This is a genomic window from Pseudomonas sp. ML2-2023-6 (genome assembly GCF_037055265.1).
Taxonomy (GTDB): Bacteria; Pseudomonadota; Gammaproteobacteria; order Pseudomonadales; family Pseudomonadaceae; genus Aquipseudomonas; species Aquipseudomonas kulmbachensis.
Genome location: NZ_CP146347.1, coordinates 3,685,445 through 3,709,844 on the forward strand (window position 1 = coordinate 3,685,445; position 24,400 = coordinate 3,709,844).

A 24,400-nucleotide genomic window follows, 5' to 3' on the forward strand; every position below is an offset into this window, starting at 1 on the left:
CCCCCATTCACTACCCCCGAGGGGTTACTTGTCGGATTTGATACTGGTCCAGACCCGGGTCCTTACGCGCTCCATTTTCTGCGGCAACGGTTGCACCACATACAAGGATTTAAGTGCCTCACTGGTCGGTGTCAGGTTCGGGTTGCCGGTGATGTCCTTGTTGATCAGTGGCAGCGAATCCTTGTTGACGTTGGGATAACCGAGGAAATCACTGATCCCGGCGATGACCTTGGGCTCCAGCAGGTTGTTGAGAAACTCATGCGCTTGCTCGACATTCTTCGCGCTTTTAGGGATCGCAAACGTATCAAACCAGATCGGCGCGCCTTCCTTTGGCAGGCGCCAGTCGACCACTACGCCGTTGCCCGACTCCTTGGCGCGATTGCCGAACTGGTAAAAGCTGCCGGAGTAACCGATGGCCACGCAGATGTCGCCATTGGCAATGTCGGTCATGTACTTGGCCGAGTTGAAGTAGGTCACATAGGGACGAATCTTCAGCATCAGTTGCTTGGCTTTTTCATAGTCTGCAGGGTTCTGACTGTTGGGGTCCAGGCCCAGATAGTGCAGTGCCAACGGCAGGATTTCCGACGGTGAGTCGAGCATCGCTACGCCGCAGGATTTGAGCTTGGCCATGTTCTCCGGTTTGAACACCAGGTCCCAGCTGTCCACCGGCGCATTCTCGCCCAGCGCGGCCTTGACCTTGGCCGGGTTGAAACCGATCAGCACCGTGCCGTACATATAAGGCACCGCGTACTGGTTGCCGGGGTCATTGGTGTCCAGCAACTTGAGCAGGGCCGGGTCCTGGTGCTGCCAGTTGGGCAGCTTGGACTTGTCCAGTTTCTGGAACACCCCAGCCTTGATCTGGGTATCGAGAAACTGATTGGACGGCACCACCAGGTCATACCCCGAGTTGCCGGTCAGCAGCTTGGCTTCCAGGGCTTCGTTGGTGTCGAACGAATCCCAGGTCACCTTGATCCCCGTTTGCTTGGCGAAGTCCTTGGGCACCGACGGCAGGATATAGTCCGCCCAGTTGTAAACCCGCAATTGCCGCTGTTCGGCCTGTACACCGCTGGCCAGCAGCGTCAGCCCGCAAACAGTGGCGCCCAGTAAGCGTTTCATAGTGTCCATGAGTCAGTTCCCCAGGTTCGGCGTGAGATCGTTAGTTGTTATGTTCTGTACACGGCAGCGGCCTGCAAATGGCCAAGGGTAAGGACGAAAGGTTTGTTTTTATGGCGTGGCGGCTTTGATTCTTGCCGAGAGCTCTGCCCGATCACAGAGGGAGGCAGGCCAAAAGGGGATCTTTATGGCCACTGTGCGTGTCCGATTCTATGTCCGGACGCCACTCGCTGTTGCCAGACAAACAGCCAATCAGCAAATGTTTCACCCACCGACAGCACCCGACTGCTCTAAGCTGGGATTTGTGCAGTCGCAACGGCTGGTACGCAGATTGCTCAAGAGAATACGAACACACCTGAACGATGAGGATTTGATGACTTATATCGCTGCCGCAAACCGCTACGATTCCATCCCTTACCGCCGCACGGGTCGCAGCGGGCTGGTGCTGCCCGCATTGTCTCTGGGCCTGTGGCACAACTTTGGCGGCAGCACACCGATCGACACCCAGCGTGCGCTGCTGCGCACCGCGTTCGATCTGGGCATCAATCACTTCGACCTGGCCAACAACTACGGCCCGCCCTACGGCAGCGCCGAGACCAATTTCGGCCGCCTGCTGCGCGAAGACTTCAAGCAGTACCGCGATGAGCTGATTATCTCCAGTAAGGCTGGCTGGGACATGTGGCCCGGCCCTTACGGTCAGGGTGGCGGTTCGCGCAAATACGTACTGGCAAGCCTCGACCAGAGCCTGCAGCGCATGGGCCTGGACTACGTGGACATTTTCTACTCGCACCGCTTCGACCCCGACACGCCGCTGGAAGAAACCGCCAGCGCTCTGGCCACGGCCGTGCAACAGGGCAAGGCGTTGTATATCGGTATCTCGTCGTACTCCGGGGTCAAAACCCGAGAAATGGCGGCATTGCTCAAGGAATGGAAAGTCCCGCTGTTGATTCATCAACCGGCGTACAACCTGCTTAATCGCTGGATCGAGAAGGACCTGCTGGACACTGCCGAAGCACTCGGTACCGGCGTGATCGCCTTTACCCCGCTGGCACAAGGTTTGCTGACCGACAAATACCTCAATGGCATACCGGCAGATGCGCGGATCAATCGTCCGGGCGGTGGTTCGTTGCAATCATCGCACTTGTCCCAGGCCAATATTGCCCACGTACGGGCGTTGAACGAGATTGCCAAGCGTCGGGGCCAGAGCCTGGCCCAGATGGCGCTGGCCTGGACCCTGCGCGACCCGCGCGTGACCTCGGCACTGATCGGCGCAAGCCACCCGGAGCAGATCATCGAGAACGTCGCAGCGTTGCAGAACTTGAACTTTAGCCATGAGGAACTGGCAGAGATCGACCGCTTTGCCCAGGAAGGCGGGATTAACTTGTGGCAAAAACCTTCGACGGCTGAGTAAGCGCTACTGGCTTTTTTGTGGGAGCGAGCCTGCTCGCTCCCACCGTTAGCTAAAACTGCATTGCCAGTCGTTGCGCCAAGGCCTTGGCCTGTAACGCAACGTCTGTCACCGCAGTACTTTCCCACCACATCCCACGCAATGGCGGCCCCATCGCAAACAGTCGTTGCGCGGGTTCTGCTTGCGCATTCAACACCGCTCCCCCCGCATCGGCCGCAATTCCCAGGCCCAGATTTCCGGGCAGGATCAGCCCGCGCAGCAGCAGTTGCCGAGGCAAGGCTTTATCGACCCGGCGCCAGTCATACTCGATGCCGGTGGAGTTGATCAGGCCATCGCCTTCAACCCATACCGCCTCGGCTTGCCCACGGTAACGCAGACGAACCCGCGGGCCAGAGTTGTCGACCCCTTGCAGCGACGCCGCACGAATAGTCAGCCGCCCTTGTGAAAGCAACCGCTCCAGCAAGGCATTGCCCTGGGGCGGTGAGCGATGGTGATGGCTCTCCCACCAGGGTCGCACGTGGCGCACAAACTGGCGCCGCTGTACGTCGCTGGCCTGGCTCCAGAGCCTGGCGATGTGCACCCGCACGGTGTCCAGCGGCGCTTGCCAGTCGATACCTTGCGCCTGCGCCAGAACACATTGACGGCGCAATTCGCGCAGCAACTGCAAAGGGCTGCGCAGCTCCGGCGCCAGGCTCAAAAAATCTTCCCAGACCGGTGGCTGACGACGCACATGGGGTAACAGACCATGACGGGAAAAGACCTCGATTGGTCCGCGATGACCCGCCTGATTCAGCGACTCCAGCGCATCGACCATGGTCAGCCCCGAGCCGATGATCAACACCCTGGCATCAGTCGGCAGCGCTCGCAATGCTTCAACATTCCACGGGTCCAGCGCCGCTGCGTTAAGACCACTGGAGTCACGCTGAGCGGTACGGGCTGCCGCAAACATGCCGGTGGCCAACACTGCTGCACCTGCCTGCCACTGGCTACCGTCCTTGAGCGTAACCCTGACACCGTGTTCAAGGGTTTGCAGGTCGATCACTTCATCGCGCACATGGCTCAAACTTGAACCGTTCGGCTCGCCGATAGCCAGAGCTTCGGCCAGGCGTTGCTGGACATACAACCCGAACAGACCGCGTGGCGGGAACAGTTCGGCAACCGGCACATGCTGCTTGTCGGACTCGGGCCAGCCACCGTCAGCGATATAGGCTTGCAGCCAGCGGGTCAGGTCATCGCTATCCTCCGGCTCGACGCTCATGCGCGCCGCATTACCATTGAGGGTATGCCCCAGCTCGGTGGCGCTGTAGGCCTCCCCCCGACCCAGTTCGGGCCTGGGCTCCACCACCACGATGCGCCGGGCACCCGGCAAGCGCAGCAGTTGCATGGCCAACAAGGTGCCGCTCAGGCCACCACCCACTATCAAAACATCGGCCTCGCGAATGGCAGGGGTTTGCTGTCCGGTTTGCGGCTCACTCATCGTCATTCACTCGTTCCTGAATTTATAGAGCGCTGAACGCAGGGGTTTTTCACTGATCCTCCTGTGTTCAGCGCCCGGATTCAAGCACTCGCTTTCTCAGTTGAGGTCACCCGAACCTTCAGTGATCAGCTGTCCTGCAACGCTCGCGGGCGATGGCTGCGCAGTTCGGCGGCCGGGGCGGCTGCCTGCTGCAACTGGAAATCGAACGTCAGCTCGGCATAACGCCCAGCCACATCACGGGCGCCATCGTCGCGAAACTGTACTTCGCCTACCAGACCTTCGCGGGTGGCATAGGCAAAGTCGTCCCACAGGTATTTATCGCCCGACAGGTTGATCTGGGTGGTCAGGTGGCGGTGGCCAGAGGCCGAGATAAAGAAGTGCACATGGGCCGGACGCTGGCCGTGACGCCCCAGCAGATCCAGACACTCCTGGGTCGGGCCTTGCGGATCGCAACCATAGCCCGATGGCACGATACTGCGGGCGCGATAGCGACCCTGGGCATCGGTGATGATGCGCCGACGCAGGTTGTATTCAGACTGGCTCTGGTCGAAGAACGAGTAAGTGCCCTTGGTGTTGGCATGCCACAGATCGACGGTGGCTCCGGCCAACGGGTTGCCTTGGGTATCGAACACCTGCCCTTCGAGGAACATCACAGTGGCAACGCCCTCCTCGCTGCCGTCGTCCATGCGTGCCTGGCCCTCGAAGATCGGGGCGCCGGCCACGTACAGCGGGCCTTCGATGGTGCGCGGGGTGCCACCGAACTGACCGGCCTGCTCATCCTTGGCGTCCTGCAACAGGTCGATAAAATGTTCGATGCCCAGGCCTGCCACCAAAAGACCGGCCTCTGAGCGACCGCCCAGACGGTTGAGATAGTCCACGGACTTCCAGAATTCGTCTTCGGTAATGTCCAGGTCTTCGATGATTTTAGCGCTGTCCTGCAGCACCCGCAAAATGATGCTTTTGAGGCGCGGGCTGCCGTTGTCGCTGCCAAAGCCGGCGGCTTCCTTGAAGAAACTCTGGATCGCGGCAGTATGGGAAATTTTCACGGTCATGGGGCTCACCTTATTTTTTTTATGCAGGGATGAAAGCGTTAGCGGTCGTCGTCATGGATCGAGGACGGATGGCGGCACAGCCCTTCTATCTCGATATCCATGTAAGGAAAGAGCGGCAACTGCAGCAGGGTGTCGTGCAATGCCTCGACACTGGCCAGGTCAAATACGCTGTAGTTGGCGTAATGCCCGGCAATGCGCCACAAATGGCGCCATTTGCCTTCCTGTTGCAGGCGCTGGGCCAGTTCCTTTTCATCAGCCTTGAGTTTCGCGGCCTTGGTCGGGTCCATATCCAGCGGTAGGTTTACCGTCATTTTTACGTGGAAAAGCATGGGGTTCTCCTTGAATAAATAGGGGAAGTGGCTGTGGGAGCGGGCTTGCTCGCGATAGCATCAGCGCGGTTGGCCTGGTGCACCGAGTCGTCTGCATCGCGAGCAAGCCCGCTCCCACAGGGGTTATTCAGAGTGTTAACGGCGAAAACGCGCCAGCCGCTCTTCGTCCAGCGTCAGGCCCAGGCCCGGGGTACGCGGGATATGCAGTTCAAAATCGCGGTACAGCGGCGCCTCGGTGACGATATCTTCGGTGAGCAACAGCGGCCCGAACAACTCGGTACCCCAGGTCAATTGCTTGAGGGTGAGGAACGCATGAGCCGATGCCAGGGTGCCCACCGAGCCTTCAAGCATGGTGCCGCCGTACAGGGCGATGCCCGCCGCTTCGGCGATGTGCGCAGTGCGCAAAACAGCACGGGGGCCACCGTTCTTGGCGATTTTGAGAGCGAATACGCTGGCCGCGCCGTCCGCCGCGAGGCTGAACGCGTCTTCAACACTTTCGATGGACTCATCGGCCATGATCGGCGCCGGGCTGCGCAGATTCAGGCGCACCTGTCCCGAGCGATTGACCCGAGAAATTGGCTGCTCGATCAGGTCGACACCGTTATCCCCCAGTACCTGACAGCCACGGATGGCCTGGGACTCGTCCCAATACTGGTTGACGTCGACACGTACGCTGGCCCGGTCGCCGAGGGCCTTTTTGATCGCCAGCACATGTTTAAGATCCTGCTCCAGCGGGTTAGCGCCGATCTTCAACTTGAAGATCCGGTGGCGGCGCGCCTCCAGCATCTGCTCGGCTTCGGCGATGTCGCGGGCGGTGTCGCCGCTGGCCAGGGTCCAGGCCACTTCCAGGCTGTCACGCACCCGACCGCCGAGCAGTTCGCTTACCGGCAACCCCAAGCGCTTGCCCTGGGCATCGAGTAGCGCACTTTCGATACCGGACTTGGCAAAGGTGTTGCCCTTGGCGATCTTGTCCAGGGTCTGCATGGCGGCATTGATATTGTCTGCAGGCTTGCCCACCAGCATCGGCGCCAGGTGCGCATCAATGTTGGCCTTGATGCTTTCCGGGCTTTCATAACCGTAGGCCAGACCGCCGATGGTGGTGGCCTCGCCGATACCTTCGATACCGTCGCTGCAACGCAGGCGCAGGATCACCAGGGTCTGCTTGCGCATGGTGTGCATTGCCAGCGTATGCGGGCGAATGGTGGGCAGGTCGACGATCAGGGTCGTCAGGCTTTCAATCAGGACTTGGGGCATTTCAGTCTTCCCGTCAGATAGGTAATAGCAGTCTTTCAGCCGAGATCGCCGCCGCCGACCGGCAGGGTTACGCCGGTGATATAGGAGGCTTCGTCGCTGGCCAGAAACAGGATCGCACCGACCTGCTCATCCAGCGTGCCGTAGCGTTTCATCAGGCTGGTGTCGAGGGTCTGGTCGACGATTTGCTGATACCAGCCCTTCTCGTCTTCGCTTTGTTCGCCGGGGTTGCGGGCAATACGGCGCGGCGGAGCCTGGGTGCCGCCGGGGGCTGTGGCATTGACCCGGATGCCGCGCTCGGCGTTCTCGAAGGCCAGGCAGGCAGTCAATGCGTTAACGCCGCCCTTGGCCGCGCCATACGGCACGCGGTTGATGCTGCGAGTGGCGATGGACGAGACGTTGACAATCGCCCCTTGGCCCTGCTCCAGCATGTACGGCAGTGCCGCATGGCAGCACCACAAAGTGGGGAACAACGAACGCCGCACTTCTGCCTCGATTTCTTCAACCTGGTAGTGCTCGAACGGTTTGGCCCAGATGGTGCCGCCCACGTTGTTGATCAGCACGTCCAGTCGGCCGAAGGCTTGCACCGCCGCCGCCATCACTCGGGCGCAGTCGGTGTACTGCTCAAGGTCGGCAGTCAGGGCCAGCACGCCCTCGCCTTGCAGCTCAAAAACCAGCTCGGAACGGTCTACCGCAATGACTTGCGCACCTTCGGCCAGCAACCGTTCACACACCCGGCGGCCAATGCCTTGAGCGGCGCCGGTCACCAGCGCGACCTTGTTATCGAATCTGTTGTTCATGGCAACCTCGGATAAAAGGGATCAAGCGGCAGCGGCAAACTTTTCGTAGTAGAAGTTGGCCGGTGTAATGCCTTGCTCGCGGATGTACAGGTTGACCGCTTCCACCATCGGTGGCGGGCCGCACAGGTACACGTCGACATCCCCCTGGTTCAGATGGCAGGCCTCGATATGCTGGGTGACATAACCCTTGAGCGGGTGCTGGCTCTGCGGGTTGGCCACGCAGGCACTGAAACTGAAATTGGCAATGCACTCACTCAGGGCTTGCAGGCGATCCAGCTCAACCAGATCAAAGTCGTTGCTCACGCCATAGATCAGGTGCACCGGGTACGGGCTGCCGTGCTCGGCGATTTTTTCCAGCATGGCGGTAAACGGCGCTAGCCCGGTGCCACCGGCCAGCAGCAGCAATGGGCGCTGGATCTGACGCAGATAGAAGCTGCCCAGTGGTCCGGCCAGGGTCATGTTGTCGCCCGCCTTGGCAATGCCGGTCAAAAAGCTGCTCATCAGCCCGCCCGGCACATTGCGGATCAGAAAGCTGACCTCGCCATTCTTTTGCAGGGTGCTGAAGGAATAGGCCCGCGTCTGCTCGCTGCCCGGTACTTGCAGATTGACGTACTGGCCCGGCAAAAATGCCAGGGTGTTCAGGGACTCGCCCTTGATCGACAGCGCAATGGTGCTCTCTGACAGCTGCCGCACATCGCTGATAACCGCTTCAAAGCTGGCTTGCTGGGTCTTGCACACTGCCGAAGAGGCTGGCACGCGCACTACGCAGTCGCTTGCGGCGCGCATCTGGCAGGTCAGCACATACCCTTGGGCAACCTCCTCTTCGCTGAGGGCATCTTCAATATATTCGTCGCCCAGCTCGTATTGCCCGGCTTCGGCAAAGCACTTGCAGGTGCCGCAAGCACCGTCGCGGCAATCCAGCGGGATATTGATGCCCTGGCGGTAAGCCGCGTCGGCGACGGTTTCCTGGTCGTTGGCCTGGATAAAACGGGTGACCCCGTCTTCGAAATTGAGCGCAATTTGAAAGCTCATAATGTACCTCGCGGGCGATGCCGGGCCCCGGGCGCCCACTGGCACCTTCAGGCACGCATCACAACGTTGATCAGATGTGGTAGATGTCGATGACCTGACGCACGTAGTCATTCTTCAACACGACTTTTTTGGCCTTGATCAGCGGCTGCGTGCCGCGCATGTCGAGGGTGTAGAAGCTGGTGCCGAAGTAGCTGTCGGTGGTCTTGTAGCGAAAGCTCAGGGTGTGCCAGTTGAAACGCACGCGGCACAGCCCGTCGATTTCGTCGACGATCTCGATATTGCTCAAGTTGTGCGAGGTGCGGGTGTCCGGCATGGTCGCACTGGAGCGCTCGGTCTTGATCCGGAACACCCGGTCTTCCAGGCCGCCACGGTTGCCGTACCAAATCAGCGAAATTTCACTTTGCGGGTCTTCGGTCAGCGTGTCGTTGTCGTCCCAGCACGGCATCCAGAAACTGGCATCGGCGGCGTACAGCTCCAGCCACTGATCCCATTCAGCGTCGTCCAGGTAACGCGCTTCGCGATACAAAAAATCCCGCACGCTGGCATAGAGGCTATTCATTACACGGCCTCCACGGGGATCAGCGTTGGCTCGCTGGCAACGGCCTTGAGCATGGTTTGCTGCCAGTACTTGTGTTGCAGCACAAACAGGCCTTCGTCTTCGGTACGAATACCGGACAACAAGGGTTTGAGGTCGATTTCCTCGGCAGCGGCATCCGCGCCTTCGACCCAGTGCTCGGCCCCGCGAGACATGTCATTCCAGCCCCGACCTGCGCCGTAGCCGGTCTGACAGGAACGGAACTCTTCCAGGTCATCCGGGGTGGCCATGCCGCTGACGTTGAAGAAGTCTTCGTACTGACGAATACGTTTGGTGCGCGCCTCGCTGCTTTCGCCCTTGGGCGCGATGCAGTAAATGGTGATCTCGGTCTTGTCGACGGAGATTGGCCGGGCGATGCGGATTTGCGAGCTGAACTGGTCCATCAGGTACACGTTGGGGTACAGGCACAGGTTGCGCGAATTTTCGATCATCCAGTTGGCGCGGGCCTGGCCAAAGTCGCGGGCCAGTTCGTCTCGGCGCTCGTAGGCCGGGCGATCCTCGGGGTTAGCCCAGCGGGTCCAGAGCAGCAAATGGCCGTGGTCGAAAGAGTAGAAACCACCACCGCTCTTGGCCCAGCTGCCAGCGCTCATGGTTTTGATTTCTTCGCCAGCTTCGCGCAGGGTGCGCTGGTTTTGCGTGGCGGCGTAGTTCCAGTGCACGGAGCTGACGTGGTAACCATCGGCGCCGTTTTCGGCTGCGAGTTTCCAGTTGCCTTCGTAGATATAAGAACTGGCACCGCGCAGCACTTCCAGGCCATCGGCAGACTGGTCAACGATCATGTCGATGATCCTGGCCGATTCACCCAAGTGCTCGCTCAGGGATTTGACGTCCGGGTTGAGGCTGCCGAACAGAAAGCCGCGATAGGACTCAAAACGGGCCACCTTGGTCAGGTCGTGGGAGCCTTCACAATTGAACCCTTCGGGATAACCGGCGGCACTCGGGTCCTTGACCTTGAGCAGCTTGCCGCTGTTGTTGAAGGTCCAACCGTGGAACGGGCAGGTGTAGCTGGCGCGGTTGCCGGTCTTGTGCCGGCACAGCATGGCGCCGCGATGGCTGCAGGCGTTGAGAAAGGCGTTGAGCTCACCCGCTTTATTGCGCGCGATAAAAATCGGCTGGCGGCCAATGGTGGTGGTCAAAAAATCGTTGACGTTGGGGATCTGACTTTCGTGGGCGAGGTAGATCCAGTTGCCCTCGAAGATTTGGCTCATTTCGAGTTCGAAGAGATCAGGGTCGGTAAACATCTCGCGCTTGCAGCGGTAGATGCCCTTCTCCTTGTCTTCTTCAAGCATGGCATTCAAGTAATCGATTCCCAGGGACATGGCCAGGGCCTCCGTTGTTATTATCAGGGCCGGGTCAGGTTAGGGAATCGATACAAGGAGCAATATCCGTTTACTGCGGATCGCTATCCGATTACTGCACAAAGGCTAAAGACAGCACTCGCCAAGCTGCTACGGGTTTTTGGGTATCTCAATGCCTGCGTTTAAGGGTGCTCGACGGCAGTTCGCCGAACTGCAAGCGATAGCTTTCGGAAAACCGTCCCAGGTGCAGAAAACCGTAATCCAGCGCCAGTTCGGTCAGGCTGCGTACCGGGCAACTCGGGTCACTCAGGCAGGCATGGACCCGCGCAAGTTTGCGTTGGCGGATGTACTGCAAGGGCGTGACGCCCAGTTGGCGTTCGAACAGGGTGTAGAGCGAACGCTGGCTCATGCACGCTTGTATGGCCAGGTCTTCACCGCTCAGTTCCAGCTTCAGGTTGCGTTCGATGTAGTCGAGGATGCGCTCGATACCGGCACTGGCTGATGCCAGGTTTTCACGGCTGATATTGGTCTGCATCAGGGTCAGCAGCTTGCTGCCGACAATCTGCGTGTAGTGCTCCTGCACCCGCACCAACGGGTCGCTGGCCTCGGACTCCTGGCACACCATGCCCAGCAAACCGAGAAACCCTTCCAGTTCGTCGAGCCGGTAGTGGTTGCGCATAAAGCGCACACCGCCCGTGGGCCGCCGCCAGCGCTGTGCGTCGCAAATCGATTCGAGCAGGCTGACCGGTAGTTTGAGGATGAACTTCTCGCAGTCCTGGGAGTAGGTCAGGTCGACCGGGTCATCCGGGTTGATCAGCAGCAGCTCGCCCGGCACCAGGTGGTGCTCGCGGGTCGGCCCGCGCCACAAGCAATTGCCGCTCAACAGCACCTGCAAGTGAAAGAGGGTCTCCAGCGCGGGCGAGGTCACCCGCACACTGCCGCCATAACTGATACGGCACAGGTCAAGCTCGGCGAATTTACGGTGATTGAGGCTGGCCAGCGGCCGGGTGGTCCTGGAAAGGCCAATACAGTGCGGGCCGACATGCTGGTTCACATAATCGGAAACGGCATGTGGGTCTGCGTGTCGGAACACGCTACTGCGCTCACTCAGCAGGCGGCTATCCATCGGCAAGGTACTCGGTACTGTCATTATTATGGTTGTCAGAGTAGGCCTGGGCACGATGACAGAGCAATTGGACTCTTGGCTAACGTTCGGTAATCGAACACTTTTAGCCCGCCGGTTGCGCAACTGCGGTGGGCGACGACATACCCTGTGCGATCTAAAAACAAGCAAGAGAAGACCGATGTTCACTCGTCTACGCCCTGCCCCTTTGTATCTCGCATTGCTCAGCGCACTGACTGCCACCACCAGCCAGGCTGGCGACCTGAGCTGGGTTGACCCGGCCGTCGCTGCGGTCAATACGCAGGTGATCGACCTGCGCCACACCATTCACCAGAACCCTGAAATGGGCAATCAGGAGTTCAAGACCGCCGCCCTGGTCGCCGAGCAGCTCAAGGCCCTGGGCTTGCAGGTGCGTACCCAAGTGGGCAAAACCGGCGTGGTCGCCGTGCTCAAGGGCGGCCTGCCTGGCCCGGTAATGGCCCTGCGGGCCGACATGGACGCACTGCCCGTCAAGGAGATGACCGGCCTGCCCTTTGCCAGCCAGGCTACCGGCATTCGCTTGGGCAAAACCGTGCCGGTGATGCACGCCTGTGGGCATGACACCCACACCGCCATGCTGCTGGGCGCCGCCAAAGTGCTCGCCGAACATCGCGACCAGGTGGCGGGCACGGTGGTGTTCCTGTTCCAGCCTGCGGAAGAAGGCGCGGCAGATGTGGACGAGTTCGCGGCCGACACCCTGATTGGCGCGCAGGCGATGATCCGCGACGGCGCCCTGGATTCGCCCAAGGTCGAAGCCATCTTCGGCGTGCATGTGATGGCTGGCTATCCCACCGGTCATTTGTATTACAAAGCCGGTACGGTGCTGAACAGCAGCGATGGCTTTCGTATCATCGTCAAGGGCAAGCAAACCCATGGTTCGGCGCCCTGGAGCGGCGTTGATCCGGTGGTGGCCAGCGCCGGCATCATTAACGGCCTGCAAACCCTGGTCAGTCGGCGTGCCGACCTGACCCAAGGCATGGGCGTGATCAGTGTCGGCACAATCAATGCGGGTTCTGCGGCCAACATCATTCCCGAGACCGTGGAAATGACCGGCACCATTCGCAGTAACAGCGCTGCGGTGCGCGACACCCTGCTGAAAAAAATGCCGCCACTGGTGCAAGGCATCGCCAGTGCCTATGAGACCGAAGCCAACCTGCTGCTGGTCAACCATGCCCCGGTCACCCGCAACGACCCGCAACTGACCGCAGCCATGGTTCCGGCACTGGAGCTGGCAGCTCCGGGCAAGGTGCAACTGTTGCCCGCGTCCCTGTCGCCAAGCGAAGACTTCTCGTACTACGCCGAAAAGGTGCCGGGTTTGTTCGTGTTCCTTGGCGCCACGCCTGAAGGACAGGACATGAGCAAAGCGGCGAACAACCACAGCCCCTACTTCACCGTCGACGATGCAACCCTGGCCACGGGCGTGAAGGCCCATGTGCAGTTTGTGATGAATTATCCGGGACGAGCGGCAAGCAGCCTCTGAGTTGTGGGAGTGAACCTGCTCGCGATAGCAGCACCGCGAGCAGGCTCACTCCCACGGTGGATCTGCGGTGTTTCCCACATAACTTGCAACGTCTGCACCTGCCTAGTCGCTTTCCTTCGCGGCAAGTTTCCGAGAGAATCCCCACCGCCTTGCGGCGCTGAAATGGCGTGGATAGTCTCGCCCGGTCACTGATGTCAGTGACCGGTCCTGACAGACTGCCCGGATTTACCAAATTCAGCGCTTTACACATTTTCCTGTGTTATGGCGGCTGCGTGCGGGGCACTTTCGAGTGCACCGAGCTTTGGTACTTTCCCTCGGCCTGTCAGCCCGCACGCAGCTGCCACCCTATCTGCCTGACAGCGGCCAGTGGCAGCCTCTTGGCCAATACAGGAAAATACAATGAACAAAATAGTCCCCGACCCACCCCTCGACACCCTCAAAACCTGCGCCCACCATGGCTCTTCCCTGTTCGGCATCAACCCTGGCATCAATGCCCACGCCGCACTGCAGCAAGTTTCGCTGCTGCTCAAAGGCGCAGAAACCAACGCCGACGATATCCGCCCCCACCTCAGCGGCTTTGACGCCGAGCAGTTATGGAATGTGATTCACGGCGTTGAATTGGCGCGCGGCGTAATTGACTCATTATTGGCAGATGCGGCCCGGTCAAACTGACAGACCGTGGTGCTGCCATCGCAGGCAAGCCAGCTCCCACAGATCCACGGTTGTACTGAAAAACTGTGGGAGCGAGCCTGCTCGCGATGCAGCAACTGGCACCGCAGCTCCCGCACAGGGTTCGGCGCCCCCGAATATGACATCCCCAGGCATCGCCCATCGATATTGCTCGATATCAATTTGACATCTGTTTAGCAGAGGCTAGAGTTCATAGACCAAGGAATCTGGACAGTTACAAGGATGAACACTCATATCCGACTGTTTTCGGCGTACTGGACAGACCTGCCCATGACGTCGCTCTTTCCCCCCCTTTCGTTTTCCAACAGACCGCCTGCCTGGGCTGTCGTTGTGACCTCATACTTTACGCACTGACGTTCCGGCCAAATCTGTCTGGTAACGCTGTATTGGCTCCTGTCGTCTTGCGGTGACCTGCAAGCAACCCCCTACGCCTCTGCATGGGCTGCGGGACTATGGAAAGCAAGACAAGGAGAGCGGTAATGAAGTATGTAATCGGTCCCAGCATCGGTATTGCGCGTGTGGGCAACAGTCTGACGGACTTTTATCTGGCCCCGGAGCAATTGGGCGGCAGACCATTGGTTTGCAGCCCACAGGGAGACCAAGTTCTGGATAACGGGCAACCCGTGTATGTCAGTCAGTACAAGGACGGGCAGGCCTGTATCAAGCGTCAGGCCGCGCGCTTTTGCCTGTTTGCAGTGGATGATGACGGAACAAGCCATGAGGTAACACTGGCCGACCCCGCTATTGCCGGTATGGAGTGGACGGTTCACCTGGCCAACAAAAAAGCCGCTTGGTATACCTTCAGTGAATTACAGGGCAACCTGCTGTTGGGGGCTGACAACAGCTATGAGGCCTGGAAAGTGCCCTTGCGCAACAGCAACGTTGCTACCAACGATCGACAAAGCCAGTTGCTTATTGATCCAGGCCCACGCTCTGTATCCGGCTCGCTCCAGCCTCAACTGCAATTCGCCCGCACCAACATCCCCCCGGACTACACCCACGGTTCGTTTCCGTCGTACGCCCCTAACGACAAGCCAAGCCAGGGCCTTGCCATCAATACGTTAGGTGCGATCCTTACCGACAGTCAGGGTCGGTTGCTGGTACTGGGCGGATTCGGCCATGCCGGAGGCAATTTGCCCATCACCAGCTTTGCCGGGGCCGACAGTTGGCATGACGATATCTCTGATGGCCCGGTTACCTGCAAGCTGACGTTCAAGGACAGTAGCGAGCCGCAAATCCTCAAGGCCTGGTGTGTTGTGGCCTCACCCAAGTTCGCACCCGAACTGCAGAACATTGTCACTCTCGATGATGTGGCGTTCGATGTAGGTGTCCGTGAGCTGAACCTTAACCCTGAGCTTTACAGCCAACAACAGTACAACACCAATTACATCGCCAACTACCAGCGCGATATTGAGCCGATTATCAAGCGTCCGGCGGGTTACCGTTGGGTGGCAGCGATCCCGGCACTCAACAGTTTTTCGCCTGCGCCTTTCGATGCGACTGACCCCAGTGAAAAGGCCCTGCAGTACCGTCAGGCTTATTTCAGCTTATTCCGCAGGCCCGGCGAAAACGGTTTTACCGGTGGCCAAACCGCCGAGTTATTCGACAAGGGCAGCAACGCTCCGTTGATGCCGCTCAATTCGGGTTCCAACTCTGTCAGCAATGAGGTACTGGACAAGTTCCTGACCTTGACCCGGACCCAATACTTCCTGCTAAGCCAATGGGCAGACGGCAAGTTTGACAACCTTGAGTGCGAGCCCGTGTCGCAGGTGGTCGAATTGGACCGCGCAAGCATCGGCAACTGCGTTGGCGGGCCGTTCTGTCCGGGCATTGAGGTCACATGGAGTCTTTACAGCAAGGAGCTTTATGAAGCCCCTTATCGGATCAAACACAGGCACGATGAAGACTACTACCGCCAACACGGCCTGGAGCCTTGTGAAAACGAGACCGACCCCTCGACCACCTTCCAGGGTTGCGAACCCGGAGACTTGACCAAGCGCATGGCCACACCATGGCAGTCGGACTTTTATCAGTGCACCGTGCAGAACATCAACTTCACTGACCCGCAAACCAACAAGGCAGACGGCATTCCTAAACCTCCTGCGTACTACGCCTACTGGTGGCCGCCACAAAGCCCCTGGAACATTATCCCCGGCAATCTATCGGCACAGGCTCAGGAGCAGGCCGGAATACCCGCGGGCATGCAATCGATCTACAACCGGGGCATCAATAGCTTCGCGGAGATGATCCAGGCCTGGCATTACCTGGGGTTTATCACCAACGAAGTGACAGGGCCTTATCGCGATCTGTTCCCCAACTTCGTGGAGACCGAGCGCAATAACGAGCGTTTCATCAGCGCCAGTGTGGCGGTGGCCAGTGCGGCCAACGTGGTAAGCGGTGCTGACGTCAACTTCTTTAACACCTGGTATCTGGCGCCCGACCCGCAGCATAAGAAAATCCAGGTCTTCGGGGCCATGTCGACTCGAGGTCATGTTGGCCGCTAACGAGCCGAAGATCGTTGATGTGGTGATTGCAGGAGGAGGTCCCGCCGGTTGTGCGGCGGCCCTCACCCTGCTTCGTCATACCGGTCTCTCGGTGATGCTGGTGGAACAAACCGGCTATGGACAGGACAAGGTTGGTGAGACTTTGTCCCCTGCCGTCCTGCCTTTGCTGGACTATCTGGGGGTTGGCGAGCATTTTCGCCAGGGTAATTTTGCCCCATCCCATGCCTTCACGGCTGCCTGGGGAGATGCACAGGTCAGCACCCGCGACTTCCTGTTTACCGGTCGCGGGCACGGCTGGCATCTGGATCGCGCACGTTTCGATGCTGGCCTGGCCAATGCAGCCCGCAGTTTCGGCGCACATCTGGTGCTGGGGGCACGAGTAAGGCAGGTCCACAGGCAAGCGTCAGGCTGGACAGTCAAACTGGACAATGAGCCTGATCAACCGATCTGGTGCCGCTACCTGATCGACGCCAGTGGGCGCAGTGCCTGGCTCGGGCGAGCGCTTGGCGCAAAGACGGTACAACATGATCGTCTGGTGGGCGTGTCAGCCTACTTTGCCGCCAGCGATACGCCGGTCGAATCCAGCTCATTGGTCGAAGCCATTTCGCTGGGTTGGTGGTACAGCGCACCGATCCCGGATGGCAGGACAATTGCCGTGCTGATGACCGACGCCGACGTCTTGCAAGCCTCCCATTGCGACCGGTCCATGCTCTGGAAAAGCGCACTCGCACAGGCCCCCAATACACGCCTGCGCTTGGGAGAACGGACCCTGACGGGTGAGCTGCACGTATGGCCTGCCCATTCACAGCAACTGCAACCCAGTTGTGGCAATGGCTGGGTTGCAGCGGGTGATGCCGCAGCGGCGTTCGATCCCTTGTCATCCATGGGTATCGGCTACGCCTTGAGCACTGGAATACACGCCGCGCGACTTGCCGCCAGTTGCATTGACCGGCCTCAGGATCACGCCCTGCAACAGGCTGCTTACGCTGACGATATCCAGCGGCATGTGGAGGAATATCAAACCCTCAAGCGCAGCTATTACAACGTCGAAACCCGGTACAGCGATCAACCGTTCTGGGCTCGTCGCCAGGGCAATGCTGAGGTGATTTGAGTTATCCCTGTTTTGCTACAGTCGCTGATTTTCCCGAATCAACTTCTTGTTGATCTTGCCAACACTGGTTTTCGGGATTTCGGCCACAAAGTCGAACTGCTTGGGGATGGCCCATTTGTTGATCCGGCCACAGGCCACAAACTGTAGCAGGTGGGCTTCGAGCATCGGCTGATCGACCGTGTGCCCTGGCACACACACGACCAGCGCCATTGGCCGCTCCCCCCATTGTTCGTCAGCAATCCCCACCACGGCGACAGAGATCACCGAGGGGTGTTCGCTGATCAGGTTTTCCAGGTCCAGAGAGCTGATCCACTCGCCTCCTGTCTTGATCACGTCCTTGATTCGATCCTTGATTTCAACCCGCCCCTTGGGGTCGATGGAGGCCAGGTCGCCGGTGTGCATCCAACCGCCTTGCCACAGTTCGGCGCCCTTTTCGGGCTCATGCAAATAGCCCTGGGTCAGCCATGGCGCCCGTACCACGATCTCGCCCAGGGACTCGCCATCGTGGGCCACGACATGGCCGCTGCCATCGATGAGTTTCAGGTCCACCATCGGCGTGGGCATGCCGGTCTTGATGCGCTGAGTGAGCTGCACCTGGGTCGACTGTTGGATCTCGGCTGCACTGAGGAAACTGGTGCACAGCAACGGGCAGGTCTCGGACATGCCGTAGCCGCTGTAAACCTGGATCCCTTTGGCGCTGGCCTGGCTGGCAATTCCCAAGGTCAGGGCACTGCCGCCCAGGAGCATTTTCCAGCCGTCGAAGCGCGTATCCTTGGCTTCGTCGCAGCCGAGGATCATTTGCAGGATGGTCGGTACGCAATGCGAGAATGTGACCTTCTCTTCGCGAAACAGCCTGACCAGGCTGTTGGGTTCGTAACGTCCGGGGTACACCTGCTTGATGCCCATCAGGGTCGCCACATAGGGCACGCCCCAGGCATGCACATGGAACATCGGGGTGATGGGCATATAAACGTCATCGGAGCGCAGCAGTGGCATGCTCTGGTAACCGCTCAGGGAACCGGCGGCCGTCAGAGTGTGCAGCACCAACTGGCGATGGGTGAAGTACACCCCTTTGGGGCTGCCGGTGGTGCCCGTGGTGTAGAAAATCGTCGCCACCGAGTTTTCATCAAAGTCGGGGAAGTCATAGTCAGCCGAAGCCTCGGCCAGCAGGTTTTCGTACTCGCCCAACACCGGTAATTGAGTGCCGCTCGCGGGGTTATCCGAAAGCCTGATATAGCCTTTAACCGTGGTCAACCCAGCGTGAATCTGCTCGATCAAGGGCGCAAAGTCATCATGCACCAGTACCAGATCATCTTCGGCGTGGTTCATGGTGTAGAGCACCTGATCCGCTGATAGACGAATATTGACCGTGTGCAGCACGGCACCAATCATCGGCACCGCAAAAAAACACTCCAGGTAGCGGTGGCTGTCCCAGTCGAGCATGGCCACCGTGTCTCCCGCCTTGACCCCAGCAGTAGTCAGCGCATTGGCCAGCCTGCGGATGCGCTGGTTAAGAGTCTTGTAGCTGTAGCGCAGCGTGTCGGCATAGACGATTTGATTGTCGGGCTCATAGCGCTCACCCGACAGCAGCAAGCTCTTGATTAACAGGGGGTAGGTGTAGGCCCCGGGTGCTGGTGGAATTATTTTTGTGTTCAGCATTGTGGTTGTTCCTGAAACTGTTTTAGAACTGCGCAGCATCGAGCAGGTAGAGGCTTTCGCTGCCCGCCTTGACTGACGCGCTCAGGGAGTGAATTCGCGGTAACAGGCGAGCGAAGTAGAAACGCGCAGTGCCCAGCTTGCTGGCGTAGAAGTCCTCCTCTTGCTGTTTGCCCAGCGCCGCCCCGGCCATCCGCGCCCACATGTAAGCGTAGGCGGTATAGCCGAACACCTGAAGGTACTCGACCGAGGCTGCGCCGACTTCATTGGGGTTGTTTTGGGCGCGATCCAGCAACCAGGCGGTCAGTTCGTCCAGATTGTCCAGGGCCGCGTTCAGCGGTTTGCAGAACTCGGCCAGCTCGGCACCAGCAGACGCGGTGAACTGACGCATCTCGTCGGCGAACAACCGGTAAAGTGCCCCGCCGCTGCCCACAGTCTTGCGCCCTGCCAGGTCCAGGGCCTGGATGCCATTGGTGCCTTCGTAGATCTGGGTGATGCGCACGTCGCGGACCAGTTGCTCCTGGCCCCACTCACGAATATAGCCATGACCGCCGAAGACCATCTGCCCGTGCAGCGTCGTTTCCAACCCCATATCGGTGAGAAATGCCTTGGCCACAGGGGTCAGCAGGGCTACCAGGTCTTGCGCGCGCTGGCGGGTGGCCGCGTCTTCGCTGTATTTGGCGGTGTCCAATTGCAGGGCCACGTAGCTGGAAAATGCCCGCCCACCCTCGTTCAGCGCTTTCATGGTCAGCAGCATGCGGCGCACGTCCGGGTGCACGATGATCGGGTCGGCGGCCTGATGCAGATACTGCGCGCCGGACGGTGCACGACTTTGCAGACGCTCCCGAGCATATTCGACAGCGCCCTGATAAGAGCGCTCGCCCTGGGCCAGCCCCTGGATACCTACGCCCAGACGCTCGTAGTTCATCATGGTGAACATTGCCGCCAGGCCCTTGTTCGGTGCATCGATGATCCAGCCGGTGGCCTGGTCGAAGTTCATCACACAGGTGGCGGACGCCTTGATCCCCATCTTGTGCTCGATGGAGCCGCAGGACAGCGCGTTGCGCTGGCCCAAGGAACCATCGGCATTGACCATCACCTTGGGCACCAGAAACAGCGAGATACCTTTGGGCCCCGCAGGTGCATCCGGCAGGCGTGCCAGTACCAGATGAATGATGTTCTCGCTCAGGTCATGCTCGCCGCCGGTGATAAACATCTTGCTGCCGCTGATCGCGTAACTGCCATCAGCCCGTGGCTCGGCGCGGGTGCGGATCAGCCCCAGGTCGGTGCCGCTGTGGGCCTCGGTCAGGCACATGGAACCGCTCCAGACCCCGGCATACAGGTTCGGCAGGTACTTTTGCTTCAACTCTTCGCTGGCATGGGCGTAAATCGACAGACAGGCCCCGGCGGTCAACATCGGGTACAGGCCGAACGACAGGTTGGCCGAGTTGACCATTTCCTCGACCTGGGCGCTAATTGCCTTGGGCATGCCCATGCCACCGAACTGCGGAGCACCGCCGAGCCCCACCCAACCACCGGCGGCAAATGCCTGGTAAGCGGCGACAAAACCTTCCGGGGTTTTAACCCCCGCACTGCTCCAGGTACAACCTTGCTCATCGCCTGTCTGGCGCAGCGGCGCGATGATCCCGGCGCTGATCTTGCCTGCTTCCTCAAGGATCGCGGCAGCGGTTTGCTCATCCACCACCTCGGCCATACCTGGTAGTTGGGCCCAAAGCCTGGACACCTGAAAAACTTCATTGAGCACGAAACGCATGTCGCGCAGGGGAGCTGTGTATTCAGACATGATTGGCTTTCTCGGACAGTGTGCGGGCACGACGCATGCCCGGTTTTTGAATGTTGGCGGCCGGTTGCTCAGGGGCAACACGAGGGATAAACGCGGGGCCGCGCAACAGGAAATATGACAAGGCCGGAATCAGGATCAGCGCGCCCAGCATGTTCCACAGGAACATGAAGGTCAGCAAAATGCCCATGTCCGCCTGGAACTTGATCGGCGACCAGACCCAGCACACCACGCCAGCCGCCAGGGTAATGCCCACCAACCCCACTACCCGACCGGTGAAGGACACCGCCTTGCGGTAGGCCTCGCCCAGCGACAGACCCTGGCGCTGGTAATGCAGTTGCACGCTGAGCAAATACAGCGCGTAGTCCACGCCAATCCCCACGCCGAGGGCAATCACCGGCAGGGTCGCGACTTTTACCCCGATGCCCATGAACACCATCAGGGCTTCGCACAGGATCGAGGTCAGCACCAGCGGCAGCAAGGCCACCAGCGTGGCGCGCCAACTGCGAAAGGTGATCAGGCAAAACAGCGTGACCGCCGCATACACGTAAAGGAGCATGGTGCGGTTGGCTTCGCGCACCACAATATTGGTCGCGGCCTCGATCCCCGCCGTACCGGCAGCCAGCAGGAACTGACGATCCGGGGTGCTGTTTTGTCTGGCGAAGGTGTCGGCAATGTTCACCACTGCGTCCAGGGTCTGGGCCTTGTGGTCCTTGAGAAAGGCAATCACAGGCATCAGCGAACAGTCGGTATTGAACAACTCCGGGGAATTGACCGAGGCCTGCTGGGCGGCATAGTTGAGCACGTCCTGATTACGCTGAATGCTGTTGAGCTTGGGGTTGCCTTCGTAGGAGCCCGCCGTAATCTGGCGCACGGCGTTGACCAGCGACGACGTGGCCTGGACACCGGGCGACTGCTGTAACTCCCAGGCCAGTCGGTCGGCGAGAATCAGCGTCTGGTAATTCAGGCACCCTTCCGGCGCGGTCTTGATCATCACCGCGAACAGGTCGCTGGACAGTGCGTAGTGACTGGTGATGTAGGCGTTGTCACGGTTGTAGCGCGAATCGGCGCGCAACTCCGGAGCGCCGCTGTCGAGGTCGCCAATTTGCAGTTGCAGACTGACCACAAAGCCGCCAACACCCATCAGGAGCGCCACCAGCACCGCGCCTGTTGCCCATTTGCGTGTAGTGAAACGGTCGAGCAGATCCCAAAGCTTGCCGAACCCTTTGTGCCCGTCTGCCCGTGTTTCGAGCTTCAGCGCACGTTCGGCCGCCTTGCGCCCGACGCCTACATAGGACAGCGCCACTGGCATCAACAACAAAGAGGTAAAAATCAGCACCGCGACCCCGATACTCGCGGTGACGGCCAGGTCCTGGATCACCGGGATATCGATCAGCATCAACACCGCAAAACCCACCGCATCCGCCAGCAACGCGGTGACCCCGGCAATAAACAGGCGGCGGAAGGTATAGCGGGCGGCGATCAGCTTGTGGGTGCCACGGGCGATGTCCTGCATGATGCCGTTCATCTTTTGCGCCGCATGGGACACGCCGATGGCGAAGATCAGGAACGGCACCAGTACCGAGTACGGGTCAATCGCATAGCCCAGCCATGCAACGATACCCAGTTGCCAGACCACCGCGACCAGCGAACACCCCACTACCAGTAGCGTGCTGCGCACACAGCGGGTATAGCAGTAGATGATCAGCAGCGAAGTGAGCACCGCCAGGCCGAAGAACATCATGACCTGAATCAGGCCATCGATCAGGTCGCCCATCAGTTTGGCGAACCCAATCACCCGCACCTTGTACTGGCCCTTGCCCTCCTCCCCGGCCTTGCGGGCGGCACTGTCACCGGCGAATTCGATTTTGTCGCGCAACTGCTCCTCGAGCAAACGCGAGAACTGCTGGTAGTTGATGCCCTGGCCCGTGGCCGAGGTTTTATCCAGCAGAGGCACGATCAACATGCTGGATTTAAAGTCACTGGCTACCAGGCTGCCGACGATCCCGGCACGGCTGATATTCTGGCGTAGTTGCTCAATGTCGGCAGGCGAACCCCGATAAGTCCCGGGCATTACCGGGCCACCCTGAAAACCCTCTTCAGTGACCTCGGTCCAGCGCACGCCGGGGCTCCACAGCGATTTCATCCAGACCCGATCAACCCCTTCAGTGATAAACAGTTGGTCGTTGACCTGTTTGAGAACCTCCAGATAAGCGGGGTCGAAAATATCCCCCCCGGTGTTCTCGACCACCACCCGTACCGAGTTGCCCAGGCCACGCAAGGATTGGCGGTTCTCCAGGTAGTTCTGGATATAGGGCTGGCTCTGGGGAATCATCTTTTCAAAACTGGGCCGCAGCTCCAGACGTGTCACCGCCATATAGCCCAGCACCACCGTAATCAGTGCCATCAGCACCATGAACAGCGGGCGGTGGTTGAACACCAGCCGTTCCAGCAGGTTGCCGGACTGGCGATCGAAATCACGCAGATCGTGGATCACCGGCATGCTGTCTTGCTTTATATTGCCCATGTCTGGGTTCTCGCTCTAGATTTTCGAGGTCTTACTTGCCGACCAGTGCCTGGGCACCACGGCTACCCACCACCACCCGCGAACCGTCGGCGGCCAGGGCAGCGCCAGCCACCGGCGGCAGGTTCTGCTGCGCCAGCGCCCGCAAGCCGCTGCCGCCCGCCTGGCTGACCAGCACGTGCCCGGCTTGGCTAAACAGCTCGTATTGACCTTGCGCATCGATGATCGCGGCCGTGATGCTGCTCTGCACCCCGCTGTTGAGCGGGCTCCAGTGCGCCCCGCCATCAGTGCTGCGCAGCACATTGCCGCGCAGGCCGTAGACGATCACTTCACCAGGCTTGCCGACCACCCCGAAAAAACTGCCCTGATACGGCGGCTGCAAGGCCGCGAACCGCTGCTGGTCAGCCTGCCATTTGAGCAGCAGGCCCTGCTCGCCGGCGATATACAGGCCGTCGCCGGTCGAGGCGATGGCATTCAGATGAAACCCCTGGGGGTTGTCGGTGCGGTCCTGAAACGGGGTCCAGCTCTGACCGCCGTCCTCGGTACGCAGGATCAGGTTGAAGACGCCAATCACATAACCGAGCCGGTCATTGGCGAACCACAGATCCAGCAACGGCTTGTCGGCGCCTTCTGCGGCCAGGCGCTGACCTTCGGCGACCAGCAATGGCCATTGCTCATTGGCCGGTTCGGCAGTTGCCAGCGCGGTGTAATGCCTGACCAGCAAATCGCCGATCTGGCGACCGTCCAGCTGTTTGCTCCAGGTGACGCCAGCGTCGCTGCTGTGCAGTACCACCCCATCATTGCCCACCGCCCAGCCCTGGCGGGGCGACGGAAAAAACACCGCATTCAGATCACTGCTCAGCGGCACGCTGGCTTGCACCCAGTGCTGGCCCGCATCATCGGAATACACAATGTGGCCGCGCTGCCCCACGCTGACCAATCGCTCACCTGCGCGAGCGATACCCACCAAAGGGCTGTGCACGGCCAAAGCACTGGGCTTGGCTGGCAGTTCCAGCACATCCACATAGCCCGCCGCCAGAGCGGCGACCGGCAACGGCGCGAGCATCGAACACAGCAGCACCCGCATGATTTTTTTCAAAGAACCCATACCGCACCT

Annotated in this window: 19 protein-coding genes; 5 read left to right on the plus strand and 14 right to left on the minus strand. The window is 59.8% G+C overall.

Annotation, left to right across the window (positions count from 1 at the left end; translation table 11 throughout):
* Positions 1 to 24: 24 nt before the first annotated feature.
* Positions 25 to 1,125, minus strand: a complete 1,101-nt coding sequence (locus tag V6L79_RS16910) for a polyamine ABC transporter substrate-binding protein (protein WP_321836945.1) — start codon at positions 1,123 to 1,125, stop codon at positions 25 to 27.
* Between the two features lie 361 nt (positions 1,126 to 1,486).
* Between V6L79_RS16910 and mgrA the strand changes: the two genes are divergently transcribed.
* Complete coding sequence (mgrA, locus tag V6L79_RS16915; protein WP_338579226.1) at positions 1,487 to 2,524, plus strand: L-glyceraldehyde 3-phosphate reductase; 1,038 nt, start codon at positions 1,487 to 1,489, stop codon at positions 2,522 to 2,524.
* 49 nt (positions 2,525 to 2,573) lie between these two features.
* On the opposite strand, the gene V6L79_RS16920 is transcribed toward mgrA, so the two are convergent.
* From V6L79_RS16920 to V6L79_RS16960, 9 genes are all read right to left on the minus strand, one after another.
* Complete coding sequence (locus tag V6L79_RS16920) at positions 2,574 to 3,998, minus strand: FAD/NAD(P)-binding protein (RefSeq protein ID WP_338580326.1); 1,425 nt, start codon at positions 3,996 to 3,998, stop codon at positions 2,574 to 2,576.
* Between the two features lie 125 nt (positions 3,999 to 4,123).
* Positions 4,124 to 5,050, minus strand: a complete 927-nt coding sequence (gene catA, locus V6L79_RS16925) for a catechol 1,2-dioxygenase (RefSeq protein WP_261738473.1) — start codon at positions 5,048 to 5,050, stop codon at positions 4,124 to 4,126.
* Positions 5,051 to 5,088: 38 nt separating this feature from the next.
* Positions 5,089 to 5,379, minus strand: coding sequence for a muconolactone Delta-isomerase (catC, locus tag V6L79_RS16930; RefSeq protein WP_261738474.1), 291 nt, complete (start codon positions 5,377 to 5,379; stop codon positions 5,089 to 5,091).
* 135 nt (positions 5,380 to 5,514) lie between these two features.
* Complete coding sequence (locus tag V6L79_RS16935) at positions 5,515 to 6,633, minus strand: muconate cycloisomerase family protein (protein WP_321833417.1); 1,119 nt, start codon at positions 6,631 to 6,633, stop codon at positions 5,515 to 5,517.
* 35 nt (positions 6,634 to 6,668) lie between these two features.
* Complete coding sequence (locus V6L79_RS16940; RefSeq protein WP_261738476.1) at positions 6,669 to 7,430, minus strand: 1,6-dihydroxycyclohexa-2,4-diene-1-carboxylate dehydrogenase; 762 nt, start codon at positions 7,428 to 7,430, stop codon at positions 6,669 to 6,671.
* Between the two features lie 21 nt (positions 7,431 to 7,451).
* On the minus strand, positions 7,452 to 8,462 hold the full coding sequence (gene benC, locus V6L79_RS16945; protein WP_261738477.1) for a benzoate 1,2-dioxygenase electron transfer component BenC: 1,011 nt from the start codon (positions 8,460 to 8,462) through the stop codon (positions 7,452 to 7,454).
* Positions 8,463 to 8,532: 70 nt separating this feature from the next.
* Positions 8,533 to 9,021, minus strand: a complete 489-nt coding sequence (gene benB / locus V6L79_RS16950) for a benzoate 1,2-dioxygenase small subunit (RefSeq protein ID WP_321836943.1) — start codon at positions 9,019 to 9,021, stop codon at positions 8,533 to 8,535.
* The gene (gene benA / locus V6L79_RS16955; protein ID WP_261738479.1) at positions 9,021 to 10,376 is read right to left on the minus strand and encodes a benzoate 1,2-dioxygenase large subunit; all 1,356 of its coding nucleotides are present in this window, start codon (positions 10,374 to 10,376) and stop codon (positions 9,021 to 9,023) included. Before benA ends, benB begins: the two co-directional genes overlap by 1 nt.
* A 148-nt stretch (positions 10,377 to 10,524) precedes the next feature.
* Positions 10,525 to 11,481: an AraC family transcriptional regulator gene (locus V6L79_RS16960; RefSeq protein WP_338580327.1), complete on the minus strand. Its 957-nt coding sequence runs from the start codon at positions 11,479 to 11,481 to the stop codon at positions 10,525 to 10,527.
* Between the two features lie 178 nt (positions 11,482 to 11,659).
* Here V6L79_RS16960 and V6L79_RS16965 point away from each other — a divergent pair, with 178 nt between their 5' ends.
* The 4 genes from V6L79_RS16965 to V6L79_RS16980 all read left to right on the plus strand — a co-directional run bounded on the left by V6L79_RS16965 (position 11,660) and on the right by V6L79_RS16980 (position 17,302).
* On the plus strand, positions 11,660 to 12,997 hold the full coding sequence (locus V6L79_RS16965) for an amidohydrolase (protein ID WP_321836942.1): 1,338 nt from the start codon (positions 11,660 to 11,662) through the stop codon (positions 12,995 to 12,997).
* Between the two features lie 399 nt (positions 12,998 to 13,396).
* Positions 13,397 to 13,669 (plus strand): hypothetical protein, encoded by a 273-nt coding sequence (locus tag V6L79_RS16970; protein ID WP_338579227.1) that lies wholly within the window; start codon positions 13,397 to 13,399, stop codon positions 13,667 to 13,669.
* Between the two features lie 497 nt (positions 13,670 to 14,166).
* Positions 14,167 to 16,191 (plus strand): CTQ-dependent lysine 6-oxidase LodA, encoded by a 2,025-nt coding sequence (gene lodA / locus V6L79_RS16975; protein WP_338579228.1) that lies wholly within the window; start codon positions 14,167 to 14,169, stop codon positions 16,189 to 16,191.
* On the plus strand, positions 16,178 to 17,302 hold the full coding sequence (locus V6L79_RS16980; RefSeq protein ID WP_338579229.1) for a tryptophan 7-halogenase: 1,125 nt from the start codon (positions 16,178 to 16,180) through the stop codon (positions 17,300 to 17,302). The genes lodA and V6L79_RS16980 overlap by 14 nt, the downstream gene beginning before the upstream one ends.
* Positions 17,303 to 17,317: 15 nt before the next feature.
* Here V6L79_RS16980 and V6L79_RS16985 read toward each other — a convergent pair whose 3' ends face one another.
* The 4 genes from V6L79_RS16985 to V6L79_RS17000 are packed head-to-tail and all read right to left on the minus strand — an operon-like array spanning position 17,318 to position 24,391.
* Positions 17,318 to 18,961, minus strand: coding sequence for a fatty acid--CoA ligase (locus V6L79_RS16985; RefSeq protein WP_338579230.1), 1,644 nt, complete (start codon positions 18,959 to 18,961; stop codon positions 17,318 to 17,320).
* 22 nt (positions 18,962 to 18,983) lie between these two features.
* Complete coding sequence (locus tag V6L79_RS16990) at positions 18,984 to 20,762, minus strand: acyl-CoA dehydrogenase C-terminal domain-containing protein (RefSeq protein ID WP_338579231.1); 1,779 nt, start codon at positions 20,760 to 20,762, stop codon at positions 18,984 to 18,986.
* Entirely contained in the window at positions 20,755 to 23,286 is a 2,532-nt protein-coding gene (locus V6L79_RS16995; RefSeq protein ID WP_338579232.1) for an MMPL family transporter, read from the minus strand. The genes V6L79_RS16990 and V6L79_RS16995 overlap by 8 nt, the downstream gene beginning before the upstream one ends.
* A gap of 31 nt (positions 23,287 to 23,317) precedes the next feature.
* The gene (locus V6L79_RS17000; RefSeq protein WP_261738487.1) at positions 23,318 to 24,391 is read right to left on the minus strand and encodes a YCF48-related protein; all 1,074 of its coding nucleotides are present in this window, start codon (positions 24,389 to 24,391) and stop codon (positions 23,318 to 23,320) included.
* Positions 24,392 to 24,400: the final 9 nt, after the last annotated feature.

Bases quoted from the DNA above. Each gene is read 5' to 3' on its own strand.
- benC (WP_261738477.1), bottom strand. From the start codon at position 8,462: ATGAGCTTTCAAATTGCGCTCAATTTCGAAGACGGGGTCACCCGTTTT.
- mgrA (WP_338579226.1), top strand. From the start codon at position 1,487: ATGACTTATATCGCTGCCGCAAACCGCTACGATTCCATCCCTTACCGC.
- V6L79_RS17000 (WP_261738487.1), bottom strand. From the start codon at position 24,391: ATGGGTTCTTTGAAAAAAATCATGCGGGTGCTGCTGTGTTCGATGCTC.
- V6L79_RS16965 (WP_321836942.1), top strand. From the start codon at position 11,660: ATGTTCACTCGTCTACGCCCTGCCCCTTTGTATCTCGCATTGCTCAGC.
- V6L79_RS16970 (WP_338579227.1), top strand. From the start codon at position 13,397: ATGAACAAAATAGTCCCCGACCCACCCCTCGACACCCTCAAAACCTGC.
- lodA (WP_338579228.1), top strand. From the start codon at position 14,167: ATGAAGTATGTAATCGGTCCCAGCATCGGTATTGCGCGTGTGGGCAAC.
- benB (WP_321836943.1), bottom strand. From the start codon at position 9,021: ATGAATAGCCTCTATGCCAGCGTGCGGGATTTTTTGTATCGCGAAGCG.
- benA (WP_261738479.1), bottom strand. From the start codon at position 10,376: ATGTCCCTGGGAATCGATTACTTGAATGCCATGCTTGAAGAAGACAAG.
- V6L79_RS16985 (WP_338579230.1), bottom strand. From the start codon at position 18,961: ATGCTGAACACAAAAATAATTCCACCAGCACCCGGGGCCTACACCTAC.
- V6L79_RS16960 (WP_338580327.1), bottom strand. From the start codon at position 11,481: ATGGATAGCCGCCTGCTGAGTGAGCGCAGTAGCGTGTTCCGACACGCA.
- V6L79_RS16980 (WP_338579229.1), top strand. From the start codon at position 16,178: ATGTTGGCCGCTAACGAGCCGAAGATCGTTGATGTGGTGATTGCAGGA.
- V6L79_RS16935 (WP_321833417.1), bottom strand. From the start codon at position 6,633: ATGCCCCAAGTCCTGATTGAAAGCCTGACGACCCTGATCGTCGACCTG.
- V6L79_RS16920 (WP_338580326.1), bottom strand. From the start codon at position 3,998: ATGAGTGAGCCGCAAACCGGACAGCAAACCCCTGCCATTCGCGAGGCC.
- catA (WP_261738473.1), bottom strand. From the start codon at position 5,050: ATGACCGTGAAAATTTCCCATACTGCCGCGATCCAGAGTTTCTTCAAG.
- V6L79_RS16990 (WP_338579231.1), bottom strand. From the start codon at position 20,762: ATGTCTGAATACACAGCTCCCCTGCGCGACATGCGTTTCGTGCTCAAT.
- catC (WP_261738474.1), bottom strand. From the start codon at position 5,379: ATGCTTTTCCACGTAAAAATGACGGTAAACCTACCGCTGGATATGGAC.
- V6L79_RS16940 (WP_261738476.1), bottom strand. From the start codon at position 7,430: ATGAACAACAGATTCGATAACAAGGTCGCGCTGGTGACCGGCGCCGCT.
- V6L79_RS16910 (WP_321836945.1), bottom strand. From the start codon at position 1,125: ATGGACACTATGAAACGCTTACTGGGCGCCACTGTTTGCGGGCTGACG.
- V6L79_RS16995 (WP_338579232.1), bottom strand. From the start codon at position 23,286: ATGGGCAATATAAAGCAAGACAGCATGCCGGTGATCCACGATCTGCGT.